At 66.3% G+C, this 13,639-nt stretch carries 11 protein-coding genes; 4 read left to right on the forward strand and 7 right to left on the reverse strand.

Annotated elements, in window-relative coordinates; translation table 11 throughout:
• Nucleotides 1-5 precede the first annotated feature (5 nt).
• The 5 genes from FVA74_RS06845 to FVA74_RS06865 form a co-directional block, all read right to left on the reverse strand.
• Nucleotides 6-758: a type 1 glutamine amidotransferase gene (locus FVA74_RS06845; RefSeq protein WP_147721322.1), complete on the reverse strand. Its 753-nt coding sequence runs from the start codon at nucleotides 756-758 to the stop codon at nucleotides 6-8.
• A complete protein-coding gene (locus tag FVA74_RS06850; RefSeq protein WP_147721323.1) occupies nucleotides 755-2,080 on the reverse strand; it encodes a MurT ligase domain-containing protein in 1,326 nt (441 codons plus the stop codon). Before FVA74_RS06850 ends, FVA74_RS06845 begins: the two co-directional genes overlap by 4 nt.
• On the reverse strand, nucleotides 2,073-3,383 hold the full coding sequence (locus FVA74_RS06855; RefSeq protein ID WP_147721324.1) for an RNA polymerase sigma factor: 1,311 nt from the start codon (nucleotides 3,381-3,383) through the stop codon (nucleotides 2,073-2,075). The genes FVA74_RS06850 and FVA74_RS06855 overlap by 8 nt, the downstream gene beginning before the upstream one ends.
• Before the next feature lie 169 nt (nucleotides 3,384-3,552).
• Nucleotides 3,553-4,866: a nitrate/nitrite transporter gene (locus FVA74_RS06860; protein ID WP_147721325.1), complete on the reverse strand. Its 1,314-nt coding sequence runs from the start codon at nucleotides 4,864-4,866 to the stop codon at nucleotides 3,553-3,555.
• A 41-nt stretch (nucleotides 4,867-4,907) separates the two neighbouring features.
• Nucleotides 4,908-5,834 (reverse strand): proteasome assembly chaperone family protein, encoded by a 927-nt coding sequence (locus tag FVA74_RS06865; protein WP_147721326.1) that lies wholly within the window; start codon nucleotides 5,832-5,834, stop codon nucleotides 4,908-4,910.
• An 88-nt stretch (nucleotides 5,835-5,922) separates the two neighbouring features.
• Here FVA74_RS06865 and FVA74_RS06870 point away from each other — a divergent pair, with 88 nt between their 5' ends.
• From FVA74_RS06870 to sucB, 3 genes are all read left to right on the forward strand, one after another.
• Nucleotides 5,923-7,416 carry a leucyl aminopeptidase gene (locus FVA74_RS06870; RefSeq protein ID WP_147721327.1) on the forward strand — a complete coding sequence of 498 codons (1,494 nt, stop codon included), beginning with the start codon at nucleotides 5,923-5,925 and terminating at the stop codon, nucleotides 7,414-7,416.
• A 92-nt stretch (nucleotides 7,417-7,508) separates the two neighbouring features.
• Nucleotides 7,509-8,882: a dihydrolipoyl dehydrogenase gene (gene lpdA / locus FVA74_RS06875; RefSeq protein WP_147721328.1), complete on the forward strand. Its 1,374-nt coding sequence runs from the start codon at nucleotides 7,509-7,511 to the stop codon at nucleotides 8,880-8,882.
• A gap of 51 nt (nucleotides 8,883-8,933) precedes the next feature.
• A complete protein-coding gene (sucB, locus tag FVA74_RS06880; RefSeq protein WP_147721329.1) occupies nucleotides 8,934-10,817 on the forward strand; it encodes a 2-oxoglutarate dehydrogenase, E2 component, dihydrolipoamide succinyltransferase in 1,884 nt (627 codons plus the stop codon).
• On the opposite strand, the gene FVA74_RS06885 is transcribed toward sucB, so the two are convergent.
• Complete coding sequence (locus FVA74_RS06885) at nucleotides 10,814-12,307, reverse strand: protein kinase (protein WP_168220079.1); 1,494 nt, start codon at nucleotides 12,305-12,307, stop codon at nucleotides 10,814-10,816. The two genes, sucB and FVA74_RS06885, sit on opposite strands and share 4 nt — an antisense overlap.
• Before the next feature lie 121 nt (nucleotides 12,308-12,428).
• Here FVA74_RS06885 and FVA74_RS06890 point away from each other — a divergent pair, with 121 nt between their 5' ends.
• Nucleotides 12,429-13,145 (forward strand): DUF4191 domain-containing protein, encoded by a 717-nt coding sequence (locus FVA74_RS06890; RefSeq protein WP_147721331.1) that lies wholly within the window; start codon nucleotides 12,429-12,431, stop codon nucleotides 13,143-13,145.
• Between the two features lie 60 nt (nucleotides 13,146-13,205).
• On the opposite strand, the gene FVA74_RS06895 is transcribed toward FVA74_RS06890, so the two are convergent.
• Entirely contained in the window at nucleotides 13,206-13,619 is a 414-nt protein-coding gene (locus tag FVA74_RS06895) for an RDD family protein (RefSeq protein ID WP_147721332.1), read from the reverse strand.
• Nucleotides 13,620-13,639: the final 20 nt, after the last annotated feature.

Here is a 13,639-nt window from a genome sequence, read left to right on the forward strand (position 1 = left end):
TGCTGTCAGGAGGCGGGGCGATCGACGGCGACGTTCGCGGAGCGAGCAAGGATGCGGCGGCACTCGAGCGCGAGTGAGTCCAGTTTGGCGTGGCCCTCGTTCTGCGAGTACGAAATTCCCTTCCGTCCGCATGCAAGTTCGATCAGGTGGTCAGCGAGCACGGGGTTCATCGCGAGCACCGGTCCCTGGAGATGCGTGCCGATCACGTTCGCGGCCCTCGCGCCCTCGTCTTTCGCCTGGCCGTTCCCGCGCCCCGTGACCGCCGTGCCGAACGCTCCGGTGGCTGAGCCGGTCAATGTCATGCTCGAACCGTGGTTCTCGATGCCGATAAGGCGCCCGAGCTCCACATGGTCGATGACGAAGCAGTTGGTGACGACACGGTCTACCGAAGCATCCGTCTCGATCTCCAGCACACGGGCGCCTTCGAGCACGGCGCCTCCGGGCATAGTGACGCGCGAGCCGAGCAACTGCATGCCGGCGGTCACTGCCAGCATCGGCACGCCATCGTCGCGCCAGCCACGGAGGCGGTCCCCGATCGCTTGCGCAGAATGCTCAAGGACACGAAGAGCGGATGCCGGCCCAGTGCCAACCGTGACGATGTCGACATCCCCAGGCACGTCGTCGCCGGGATTGTGCTGCACATGGGTGACGTCGATGCCTGCCAAGCGCAGGCGCTCCCGTAGGACAGTGACGTTGCCCATGTCGCCGTTGACCGCCAAGTGCTCGGGAAAGAGCTCGAGAATCGTCAGCTGTGTCATGATGCGCCTCGTTCCAGGTCGCTGTGTCCGAGGAGCTTGCGCGCGAGGATCATCTGGTCATAGTCGAGGATGAGGGTTCGCTTGCCGGAGGAGGGAAGCTCCGAGGCGAGCATGGTGTTGAGCGCCTTCTCGAGGTCGGGTTCCACAGTGCCGTAGTCGATGTTGTCGTAGGCGAGGCGCAGGGCCATGAAGGCAGCCTTCGGCCCGGAGACGACGTCGACGTGGGAAAACTTCGAGACATCCGCCGCATAGAGCCAGGACAGGTCCTTGCTGCCCTCGTCGAGCGCGATCATGACCGATTCGGGAGCGCCGTCGAGATAGTCGACGTTCATCTGAAAGCTCGCGAGGTTCTTGAGCAGAAGGATCTCAAGGTCTTGGCCGTCGTGCTGCACGGTCTCGCCGCGACCGTACACGGGCTTCGCCGACTCGAGGGCCGAGATCGCGGTATCGAGCGAGAACCGCTCGCTGAGCACCTTGCGGGCAAGCGTGATCGCGGCCGCTGCGTCGACTGCGTAGTGCAGCCCTCGCGCGGAAAGGGTCACGCTGCGTGCAACGCCATCGAATGCGATCGTCGCGGTCGCCCCGTCGACGGCCTGCACCTCGGCGTAGACCTCGCGTGCGGAGTGCGAAGAGATGGACTCGTTCTCGTAGTCGCGCGCGATGACCTGGCCGTGCGGCGCGGATGCCACCGCCTCGTCGGTGAGACCGAAGAAGCCCAAGTCGAGACGACCCTCCTCCTCGAGCCGGCCCGCAAGGGTGCGGAGGAAGTGGTCATCCCGGTTGAGCACGACGACGTCACTGACCTCGGCGACGATGTCCCGGAACATTCCAGCCACGCGCTCGGGCTCGTGGAAGCGATAGATCTGGTCGATCTGCAGGTTGAGGATCACGGCCGCGGAGGGGGTGAGCGCTTCAGCGATGACCTTGCCAAACGCCTCATCAACCTCGATCACACCGATGTCAGCATTGAGGCGACCGGAGAGGCTGACCTGCCCGAGCAGAGACGACGCAATTCCCTGAGGAAGGTTGCCGCCGGAGGGATTCGTGAACACCGTCAGGCCGTGGGCGCGCATGATCGACGTGAGCATGTGGGTCGTCGTGGACTTGCCGTTCGACCCGAGCACGAAGACATTGCCGTGCGTGAACTGTCTCGTGATGTCGTGCAGGAATCGCGGCGCAAGCTTGAGCGTCACGTATCCCGGGAACGCCGAGCCGCCTCCCCTCAGCCGCGCGAGCAGCCGAACGACCTTGCCCGCCAGGATCGGGATGACGTACCTGGCGGGAGACGGTCGCGTTCCGAGAGGCTTTGGAGGCCTACTCAAGGTAGTCCCGGAGCGACTGCGACCGGGACGGATGGCGAAGCTTGGCCATGGTCTTCGACTCGATCTGGCGGATGCGTTCGCGAGTCACGCCGAAGGTGTCGCCGATCTGGTCAAGGGTCTTCGGCATGCCGTCTCCCAGTCCGAATCGCATGCGGATCACGCCAGCCTCGCGCTCCGAGAGCGAGTCGAGAAGCGATTCGAGCTGCTTCTGCAGCATCGTGAATCCCACGGCGTCCGCCGGAACGACGGCCTCGGTGTCTTCGATGAGGTCACCGAACTCGCTGTCGCCGTCCTCGCCGAGCGGCGTGTGGAGCGAAATCGGTTCGCGACCGTACTTCTGCACCTCGACGACCTTCTCGGGCGTCATGTCGAGTTCGCGGCTCAGCTCTTCCGGCGTGGGCTCTCGGCCCAGGTCCTGCAACATCTGGCGCTGCACTCGCGCGAGCTTGTTGATGACTTCGACCATGTGCACCGGGATACGAATCGTGCGCGCCTGGTCAGCCATGGCGCGCGTGATGGCCTGCCGGATCCACCAGGTCGCGTAGGTGGAGAACTTGAAGCCCTTCGTGTAGTCGAACTTCTCGACAGCGCGGATGAGGCCCAGGTTTCCTTCCTGGATGAGGTCGAGGAACTGCATGCCGCGCCCCGTGTAACGCTTGGCAAGTGAAACTACGAGGCGGAGGTTGGCACCGAGCAGGTGGCTCTTGGCGCGCTGGCCGTCCTTCGCGACCCACTGCAGCTCGCGCTTCTGTGCGGGTGACAGCTTGTCGCCCTCGTTCGCGAGCTTGTCCTCGGCGAACAGGCCCGCCTCGATACGCATGGCCAACTCCACCTCCTCGGCGGCGTTGAGGAGAGCGACCTTACCGATCTGCTTGAGGTAGTCCTTGACCGGGTCAGCCGTCGCGCCCGTGATCGTGGCCGAGTAGACGGGAACCTCATCGTCCTCGTCTGCCATCGAGAGCACGATCGCGCCCGTGGGCAGCTTCTCGTCGGCCGCGCCGCTCGCCGCCGTGGCCTCGTCGTCGGCATCCTCGACAACGGCGCCGTCGACCTCCGGCTCCTCAGCGGGCTCTTCGACGGCGACTGCCTTCTTCTTCGCGCGCGTCTTGGCGGGAGCCTTGGGTGCGGCACCCTCGCCCGCGGCCGTCTTCTTCGCGGCGGGCTTCTTCTTCGCGGGTGCCTTCTTGGCCGCTGCCGTCGTGTCGACGTCCTGCGCGTCGACGGAGTCGACCACGGTGTCGGGCGCCTCCTGCGAGGCCTTGCCCTTGGCAGACTTGGATGTGGTCGTGGTGCGGGTAGCCATGCGGATACCTTTCTTTCGGGAGGATCGTGCCTTCCCTTCGGGCAGCACTAAGACCCATGTCAAGTCCGGGAGCCAGCGAAACCTCGCATCAGCAATCGGACCATCGAACGGGTCTCAAACAGCAATTATTGCACGCTTTGCCGGGATGCTACTCCACCGGGGGTGCTGCTCAGCTTCGCTTGCGCCGAAGGGCTCTGTAGAGAGCAACCCACAGCGGTCCCACTTCTATTCCCTCGTCGTCCTTCAGGCGTCGCCGCGTGAGGCGACGAGTGTGCAGGATGAAATATATTCCCACCGCGAGGACGAGGAACTGCGTGGCAAAGGCGGCTCTGAACGACTGCCAACTGTAGAGTCCCTCCCCGGCGTCCCCCGAGACGGCATCGAGCGTCATTCCGATCAGGAACATCATCGTCAGGCTTGCAACGAAACCGCCCACATTGACGATGCCCGTGGCGGAACCGTGGCTTCGCAGGGGGTTGAAGCTTCGTGCGAACTCGAAGCCGATCAGGGAACCGGGTCCACCGGCCCCGAGGACGATAATCAGCACGCAGACGAGCCAGAAGGGAGGAGGCGAGGCTTGCGCGAGCACTACGAGCCACGCGATGGCGGTGCATCCGACGATGGCGAGTACGAGCGAGGAACGGCGGAAGGGGTAGCGCGCGGTCAGGATGCCGAGGATAGGCCCTGCGATCACGCCGGAGAGCAGCAGCAGGCTGAGGAGTCCCGCGGCGGTTCCAGGAGAGTAGCCAAGACCACTCACGAGGAACGGGAACCCCCAGAGGAGGGCGAACATGGAACCAGGCGCCTGCGTCGTGAAGTGCGACCAGAACCCGAGCTGCGTGCCTGGCCGCCGGAGTGCGTGTCGGGCTTCACGGAATGCGTGCCCCCACGACTCCATCTCGCCGGATGCCGCAGTGCCAGCTGGCGAGTCCCTCACGACCGCGAGCGTCAGCAGGAGCGAGCACAGCGCCGTCGCACTCGCCAGACCGAAGGCGGGCGTCCACCCGAAGTCATGGAGCACCCACGCGAAGGGCACCGCGGAGAGCAGTTGGCCCAACTGGCCCACGTTGCCCGTCCACTGGGAGACCTGCGGCAGGATGCGCCCGGCAAACCAGAGGGGCAGCAGCCGCAGAACGGAGATGAAGGTCATGGCGTCGCCCATACCCACCAGGACGCGCCCGACGACGGCGAGCCAGAAGTGATCAGCGAATGCGACCGCGAGCTGCCCCACAAGCATGACGGCTGCGCCCCCGCTGATGAGCACCCGCGGGCCCACCCTGTCGAGCATCACGCCCACGGGGATCTGCAACCCGGCATACACGATGAGCTGCACGACCGCGAGCGTCGACAGCACGGAGGCCGTGATCTCATAGCGATCGGTTGCCTCGACAGCCGCGACGCCCAAGGATGACCGCTGCATCACGGCGACCACGTAGGCGAATACCGCGCAGCCCCAGATGACCCAGGACCGGCGTGAATTCACTCCACGATCCTAGCGACGCAGTAGCGCGAGCGACGGCGCGCCTAGCGTGCGGGAGAGTCGTCGTCTCCCTTGCGGCGGGTCGCCAGGAACTTCTCGAGCTCTGCCGCGATCTCATCGGCGGTCGGCAGGGCGCCATCGACATCCGTCAGGGGCGAGCGCACCGCGTTGCCCTCCATGTAGGCGTCATGGCGCTCCTCGAGCGCGCCCACGAGTTTCGCCAGCTCACCGTTCTCCGCGACCTGAAGATCGATCCGAGAGACGAAATCGCGGCCGTCCTCGCGCAGTCGATCGGTCGGGAAGATGAGGCCGGTCGCCGCAGTGATGCATTCGAGCGCCTTCACTGCGGCATCCGGGAACTCCGTGTCAGAGAGATAGTGCGGAATCAGGAGGACGAAGCCAGCAACATCTTGCGCAGTCTGCTGTAGCGAGAACTCGAGGAGGTGGAGCGCGTTCGCGGGCACCTGGGTGTGCGGGCGCCACACCGACATCGCGTCGATCAACTCCGTGCGGTTGCCGCTCACGGTGACTCCGATCGGGCGCGTGTGCGGCACCGGCATGGGAATCGAATGGACCCAGGTGACCGAGCCCACTTCGAAGCGCTCGACGAGGGACAACAGTGCACGGGTGAAGCGGTCCCACTGGTAGTCGGGCTCGTAGCCGGACAGCAAAAGGAAGGGCCTGCCCAGCTCATCAGTCAGGAGTTCCAACGACAGCCGGGCCGGAACGTAGTTTGCGAGATGGTCGCGATCAAAGGAGATGAGCGGCCGTCTGGCCCTGTAGTCGAGCAGCTCATCATTGTCGAAGACGGCGACGGGCGAACCGCCGAGGTCCTCGCGGACCGCCTCCGTGAACTGGGACACGGCGGATCCAGCATCGGCAAAGCCCGTCAGGGCAGCGACGAGCGGTACGCCGGGCGGAACTGCCTCGAAGGCATCCCCAGCGCTGTAGAGCCCATCGATCTCTCGCATGCTCCAATGGTATCCGCGGGCGCTCGGCGGGCGCGCGCGCAGGCCGCCGAGCCAGCACGCCGAGAGCGAACACGAATAGCATTGCGGCATGCCAACACCGAGCCTCGCCATCGCCACCACTCCACCCGAAGCAATCGCCGCGGACGTCCTCGTCGTCGGCGTCAGCAACCGGGGCGATGAGGCGCCCCTGGTCCACACGGACATCGCTGCCATCACCGCACTCAGTGATCGGCTCACTGACCTCGGCGTCACGGGTGCACGCGACGAGCTCGTGCGGATCACGGTTCCGGAGGTCGCGGCGCGCGCTGTCGCGCTCGTCGGACTCGGAAAGGGTGAGCCGACAGTGGAATCGCTCCGCGCAGCTGCGGGAAGTGCGACTCGCCAACTGGTGGGAACGACCACCGTGGCCATCGCGCTCCCCCACAACAGCGCGATGGAACTCTCCGCAGTGCTCGAAGGCGCTGCCATCGGTGCGTACGCCTATACGGAGTCACGCGGCAAGTCGAAGGCCTCGACCAAGGTGCCCGCGTCTGAAATTCTCGTGGCAGCCGAATCCGAGTCCCCCGAACTCGTCGAGCGGTCGGATGCGATCGCCGAGGCGATGACGGTCGCGAGACATCTCGTCAATCTTCCACCCTCCGTCCTGTACCCCGACAGTTTTGCCAAGCGCGCCCGCGAACTCTTCGACGATCGGACGGGCGTCGAGGTCACGGTGTTCGACGAGGCGCAACTGGAGGAGGGCGGTTTCGGCGGCCTCTTGGGCGTCGGTCGCGGCTCCGAGCGCGGTCCCCGGCTAGTGCGTATCGATTACGTGCCCGCTGATGCGAGCAAGCACCTCGCTCTCGTCGGCAAGGGCATCACCTTCGACAGCGGCGGCCTCTCCCTGAAGCCCGCGGCATCCATGGTCGGCATGAAGTACGACATGGCCGGTGCTGCCACCGCACTCGGCGTGGTGCTCGCGGCTGCCAGGCTCGCACTCCCCGTGCGCCTCACGGCGTGGCTGTGCCTCGCGGAGAACATGCCCTCTGGCGAAGCCATGCGCCCCAACGATGTCATCACCGTGCGGGGTGGCACCACGGTCGAGGTGCTCAACACCGACGCGGAGGGACGACTGGTTCTCGCCGACGGACTCGTGGCTGCGGGCGAGGAGCAGCCCGACGCGATCATCGACATCGCGACGTTGACGGGGGCCGCAATTGTCGCGCTGGGCACGCGCTACGCGGGCGTGATGGGTGACCGCGAGCTCGTCGGCCAACTCTGCGACGCCGCCGATCGGGTCGGCGAGAAGTTCTGGCCAATGCCGTTCGCCGAAGAGCTCCGCGCTTCGCTCAACTCAGACGTCGCCGACATCGCGAACGCCAAGATCGGCAGCACGGCTGGCGGGATGCTGCTGGCAGGCGCATTCCTGAAGGAGTTCGCGACGCCGCGCCCCAGCGGGGACTCCACGATCCCGTGGGCCCACATCGATATCGCCGGACCGGCGAACAATCAGGGCTCCGGCTACGGATTCACGGGGAAGGGCCCGACCGGTGTCGCCCTGCGGGCGCTCCTCGAACTGACGGACGAGTTCGGCCGGTCGTAGTAGGCTGGCAGAACGATTGATCTGCCGCTGGATGCGTGTCTCGGCTCCGGGATGCGGTCTTGCACAAAGCCTCATCCACAAGGAGTTGACGGGTGTCTGAAGAGACGTATGACGTAGTGATCCTCGGCGGCGGAAGCGGCGGCTACGCCGCAGCGCTCCGATCGGTGCAGTTGGGATTCTCGGTGGTGCTCATCGAGAAGAACAAGCTGGGCGGCACCTGTCTCCACGTCGGTTGCATCCCGACCAAGGCACTCCTGCACTCGGCCGAGGTTGCAGACGTTGCGCGTGAGTCCGCCAAGTACGGTGTCACGGCCTCCCTCGAGGGGATCGACATCGCCGGCGTGACGGCGTACCGCCAGGAGGTCGTCTCCAGCAAGTTCAAGGGGCTCACCGGGCTCATCAAGATGCGTGGCATCACGGTCGTCGAGGGTGAGGGTCGACTCGTCGCGCCCAACACCGTCGAGGTCGCCGGAAGCCGCTACACCGGCAAGAGCGTCATCCTTGCGACCGGCTCGTACTCACGCACCCTCCCGGGCCTCGAGATCGGCGGACGAGTGATCACCTCCGAGCAGGCGCTCGAACTCGACTTCGTGCCCAAGAAGGTCGCCGTCCTCGGTGGCGGCGTCATCGGCGTCGAGTTCTCGAGTGTCTGGAAGTCGTGGGGCGCCGATGTCACGATCATCGAGGCGCTCCCCCACCTCGTGCCCAATGAAGACGAGGCGATCAGCAAGCAGTTCGAGCGGGCGTTCCGCAAGCGCGGCATCAACTTCAAGCTGGGCGTGCGCTTCCAGGGCGTCACCCAGAACGACGACGGCGTCGTCGTGACGCTTGAGAACGGCGAGACGGTCGAGGCCGAGCTCCTGCTCGTGGCCGTCGGCCGTGGCCCCGTGACCGAGGGCCTTGGCTTCGACGAGGTCGGGGTCGAGATGGACCGCGGCTTCGTGCTCACGAACGAGCGTCTCGCCACGAACGTGCCCGGCGTCTACGCGGTCGGCGACATCGTCCCCGGCCTCCAGCTCGCCCACAGGGGATTCCAGCAGGGCATCTTCGTCGCGGAGGAGATCGCCGGGCTGAACCCGGTCGTGGTGAGCGATGTGAACATCCCGAAGGTCACCTACTCCGACCCCGAGGTCGCCTCTGTCGGCCTTTCGGAGGCGAAGGCCAAGGAACTGCACGGAGCCGAGAACGTCTCGAGCTACGACTACAACCTCGCGGGCAACGGCAAGAGCCACATCATCGGCACCTCGGGCCTCATCAAGGTCGTCCGCGTCAATGACGGCCCCGTGGTCGGCGTGCACATGATCGGCGGCCGTGTGGGAGAGCTCATTGGCGAAGCACAGCTCGCCGTCAACTGGGACGCGTACCCCGAAGACATCGCACCCCTGCTGCACGCGCACCCGACCCAGAACGAGGCGCTTGGCGAAGCCTTCCTCGCACTTGCTGGCAAGCCGCTTCACGGCGTCTGACGCCCCCAGAACTATGCTGAATCAAGAGAATTCACCGAAGGAGCACCCCTGATGAGCCAATCCGTCAACCTCCCGGCGCTCGGCGAGAGCGTCACCGAGGGCACGGTAACGCGCTGGCTGAAGAACGTCGGAGACCGTGTGGAGGTCGACGAGCCTCTGCTCGAGGTATCCACCGACAAGGTCGACACGGAGATTCCGTCCCCCATTGCCGGTGTGATCGAGGAGATCCTCGTCGCCGAGGACGAGACCGTCGAGGTCGGCGCTCCGCTCGTGCGCATCGGCGACGGCTCGTCCGAAGGCGGAGAGCCGGAGGCGCCCGCAGAATCTGCCCCGGCCGCCGAGGAAGCCGCTCCGGCCGAGGCAGCGGCTCCAAGCGAGGACAGCGCCCCGGAGCCGGCGTCGCCGTCGCAGGAGCAGGCCGAACCCCAGCAGGAGGAGGCCCCGCAGGCAGAGGTGCAGTCGGCGCCCGCAGCATCCGGTGGTCAGGCAGTCACGCTCCCCTCCCTCGGCGAAAGCGTCACCGAGGGCACAGTCACTCGGATCCTCAAGCAGGTTGGCGACTCCGTCGAGGTCGACGAGCCTCTGCTGGAGATCTCGACCGACAAGGTCGACACCGAGATCCCTTCGCCCATCGCGGGCATCGTCCAGGAGATCCTGGTCGCTGAGGACCAGACCATCGAGATCGGTGCGGAGCTCCTGCGCATCGGTTCCGGCGCGAGCGCTGGTGCAGCTGAGGCGGCGCAAGACCAGCCGCAGCAGGCCGAGCAGCCGCAGCGGGAAGAGCAGGCGGCCCCGCAGCAGGAGTACCTGCCTTCCGAGCCTCCCGCCGCTGTGCCGTCCCCAGCGCAGGAGGAGCCTGCGAAGGCATCCGAGTCGCAGGCCGCCGAGGCCGACGCGCCTGACGGCGGCGCGACCACCGAGTCGGTTCCGTCCGCATCCGTGACGCACCAGCCGGCTGAGGAGCAGGCTGGTGCCACCGCTCCGGCCGCAGTGCCGGCGGCAAGCGCGTCCTCGAGCAGCAGCTCCGGTTACGTGACCCCGATCGTACGCAAGCTCGCAGCAGAGAAGGGCGTCGACCTTTCGACGGTTTCCGGCTCGGGGGTCGGCGGTCGCATCCGCAAGGAGGACGTGCTGGAGGCCGCGAAGTCGAGTGGCTCAGCGAGCGAGAAGCCCGCCGAAACGGCGGCTTCGACGCCGGCGCCGAAGCTCGAGATCTCAGCCCTCCGCGGCACGACGGTTCCCATGACGCGCCTCCGTAAGGTCGTCGCCGAGCGTGCTGTCATCTCGATGCAGTCGTCCGCGCAGCTGACGACCGTCGTCGAGGTCGATGTCACGAAGGTGGCCGCGCTCCGTTCGCGGGTGAAGGACGCGTTCCTGGAGAAGACGGGCACCAAGCTCTCCTTCCTCCCCTTCTTCGCCCTTGCTGCGTCGGAGGCTCTCCAGGCCTACCCGATCATCAACGCGACGATCGATGGCGAGAACATCGTCTATCCGCCACAGGAGAACCTGAGCATCGCGGTCGACACCGAGCGCGGGCTGCTCACCCCTGTGATCAGGGATGCGGGCTCGCTCGACATCGCCGGACTGGCGAAGGAGATCGCCGATCTGGCCGAGCGTACTCGCGAGAACAAGCTCAAGCCTGATGAGCTTGCTGGCGGCACGTTCACGCTCACGAACACCGGTTCGCGCGGCGCACTGTTCGACACGCCTGTGGTGTTCCTGCCGCAGTCGGCCATCCTTGGCACGGGCATCGTCACGAAGCGGCCCGTCGTTGTGCAGAGCGAAGGGGTTGAGGCCATCTCGATCCGTTCGATGGTCTACCTGGCACTCTCGTATGACCACCGGATCATCGATGGCGCGGATGCATCGCGCTTCCTGGTCGCCGTCAAGTCGCGTCTCGAAGAGGGCAACTTCGAAGGATCCCTGGGTATCTAGCCCGGCAGCACGTCCCGAATCCTCCACCCGGCCTCGGTCCTGATGATCAGGACCGAGGCCGGTGCTCTTTCCGCGGTCGCGTCCTGGGAACCGTCGGTTTCGACGTGCAGAGCCGGACCGTCGACGCTGAGCAGCACGACGCCGCCCATGATGTCGACGACAGCGAGCTCGTCGTCTTCCCGAAAAAGCGGAACGTGGGTCCCCCCGTCGGCGCGTTCGTCGATGACCCTGGCGCTGTCAGCCATCCACGCGGCGGAATCCCGTTGGAGCACGTCTTTGAGACACTCGGCGGACGCCGCGCTGAGACAGGCGTCGCGCAGGGTAAGCAGGCGCCTGGCGGCAAGCACCGGATCGTCCCCCGTCAACGCCGCCTCGTCAGGGGCGCTCCCGTTCTCCGCGTCGATCGACTCAGGTTCGGTATCCACGTCGACGCCAGACTCGTCCGAGGCGGCACCGTCGACGCGATGCGATGCCGCCGCCTCCCCCGGCCCCAAAGCCTGTGTGCTGCCGGAATCCATAGTGGTCGCGACAACCAGGCCACCACTGATCAGAACGACGCCAAGCAGTCCGAGAACCCTGAAACGTGGACGCACCCCGGTGTAGGCATCACGTAGTCGACGCAGTACCGAACGGCTGCTGCCCGTCACCGCATTCAGCGCCCGCGACCATGCCGCTGTCTCGCGCACCACGGTGTGTTGCGCGGGTTCACGCCGCGGCCGGGACTGTGGTGCTTGGCGACTGCTGTCTGCCGGGGGTTCGAGTCCCACCCACGGGATGGAAACCGGCGTTGGCGCGCCTGTCTCAAACGCCCGCTCCGACAGCTCGTCCTGAAATCCCGGGGCCATCCACGGTTCCGTTCGCAACCATTCGCCAAGTCCCGCGACCTCCTCGGGCTGCGCGGCCCGCGCAAGCAGGTCGTTGGCGAGCAGCCAGAGTGCGTGACGGTCGTCGATGAACTCCCGTCCGTCCTTCAACACCGATCGCGACGGCGGATGCGGCGATTGGGTCATGCGCGCGCCGCCGAGGAGGACGGGGGCGCCGGCATCAGAGAACAACACCTTGGAGGCGCGAAGCGACCCGTGTGTCACGCCGGCAGCATGCATGGAGTTGACCGCACGGGCCAGTGGCACCAGGAGGGTGACCAACTCGCCGCGGCTGAGCGTCGCCCGACTGGTAAGCAGGCGCGTCAGGCCGCCGGGGTCCAGAAGCGGGAGTACCACGCACTGACGCGTGCCCGCAGCGGCAGCGTCGATCACCCCGACGATGTGGGGCGAGACCATGCGGGTGAGTGCCGTGAGTTCCCGGTCAACCGCTTCCGACGCCACGTCTTCCCGGTAGACCTTGATGGCCGCGAGACCGGTGCCCTCGTGCGCCGTCGCAGTGGCCGATCCGCCCGCGTCCTTCGGTGTTTCGGCTCGTCCGAGCCATACCTCGCTGCGCTCGCCTGCGCCGAGCCTTCTGACCACTCGATACCCGCCGATGATTCCCACCTCGAAATCGTGCTGCCAGCAGCGGCGGGAGTCAGTGATCGGTGACTGGCCTGTGGAACGGCCGCTCGAGCTGACCTTCGGGAGGAGTCTGAAACTGCCCGGCAGGCCCTATCCTTGAACCATGGCACGACGCAGCGACAAGGCACCCAAGGCGCCCAAGGAACCAGGCCGCATCAAACAGATGTATCAGGTCTTCACCATGACCAAGCGGCACGATCCGCGGTCAGTCTGGTGGATGCTGCTCGGCTTCGTCCTGCCGCTCGTCGCGGTGGTGACGGCAGGCATCCTGATCTCCGGCACCAACGTGTTCGGTCTCGTGCTGTGGAGCATCTCTGGCCTGCTCGCGGGTACACTCGTGTTCCTCATCGTCCTGAGCCGGCGCGCCGAGAGGGCCGCCTACTCGCAGATCGAGGGCCAGCCCGGTGCGGTCGGCGCCGTGCTGAAGAGTTCGCTCCGTCGCGGGTGGACGGCGAGCGAGATGCCAGTCGCTGTCAGTCCGCGCACGCAGGACGCCGTCTACCGGGCGGTGGGGCGCGGCGGCGTCGTCCTCATTGGCGAGGGACCCAAGTCACGCACGACCCGGATGCTGGATGACGAGCGCCGCAAGGTCGCGCGCGTGCTGCCCAATGTGCCCATCAACATCATCCATGTGGGCCCGGATGAGGACTCGGTTCCGCTCCACAGGATCGCCCGCACGCTGGGCGGATACAAGAAGCAGCTGTCGAAGGCTGAGGTCTACGCCGTCAACAACCGCATCACGTCGCTCACGTCCAAGGCTGGCATGCCCATCCCGAAGGGTATCGACCCAATGCGCGTTCGCGCTCCGCGGCCGCGCTAGCAGGCGCTGCGGAGGCGTCTCGACACGCCAGCGCCTGGCAGACGCACGAAACGATCCGCGTCAGACCCGCACGAGTACGGTGCCTGCGAGCTTGTCGTGGAGCCCTCGCTGGTCGGCATCCCAGATGAGCGCCGGAACCAGCAGCGCAAGCAGCAGCGTGCGGATGATCGGACGGAGCACGCCGACCCACGTGCCGTTGAGCGTCACCACGCGAAGGCCGACGCACAGATGTCCGATTCCCCCGGAAAGCAGCGGGATGAACAAGATCTGCATGCCCACGAAGATGAGGGTCGAGGCCCACTGCTCGTTGGGGAAGAACGCGGCCCAGAGGATCGCGGCGATGGCGAAGTCGATCGCCAGCGCGGCGATGCGGCGTCCCGGGCGCGCGACCGAGCGTGGACCATGTTCCGGAAGCCCGAGCCGCTGCCCTGGCCAGTCGTTGTTCGCGGGGATCATGGTGCTCGGTTCAGGCATCCCACAAGCTTAGTTTCACG

It is taken from the genome of Salinibacterium sp. dk2585 (assembly GCF_008001035.1).
Classification (GTDB): Bacteria; Actinomycetota; Actinomycetes; order Actinomycetales; family Microbacteriaceae; genus Homoserinimonas.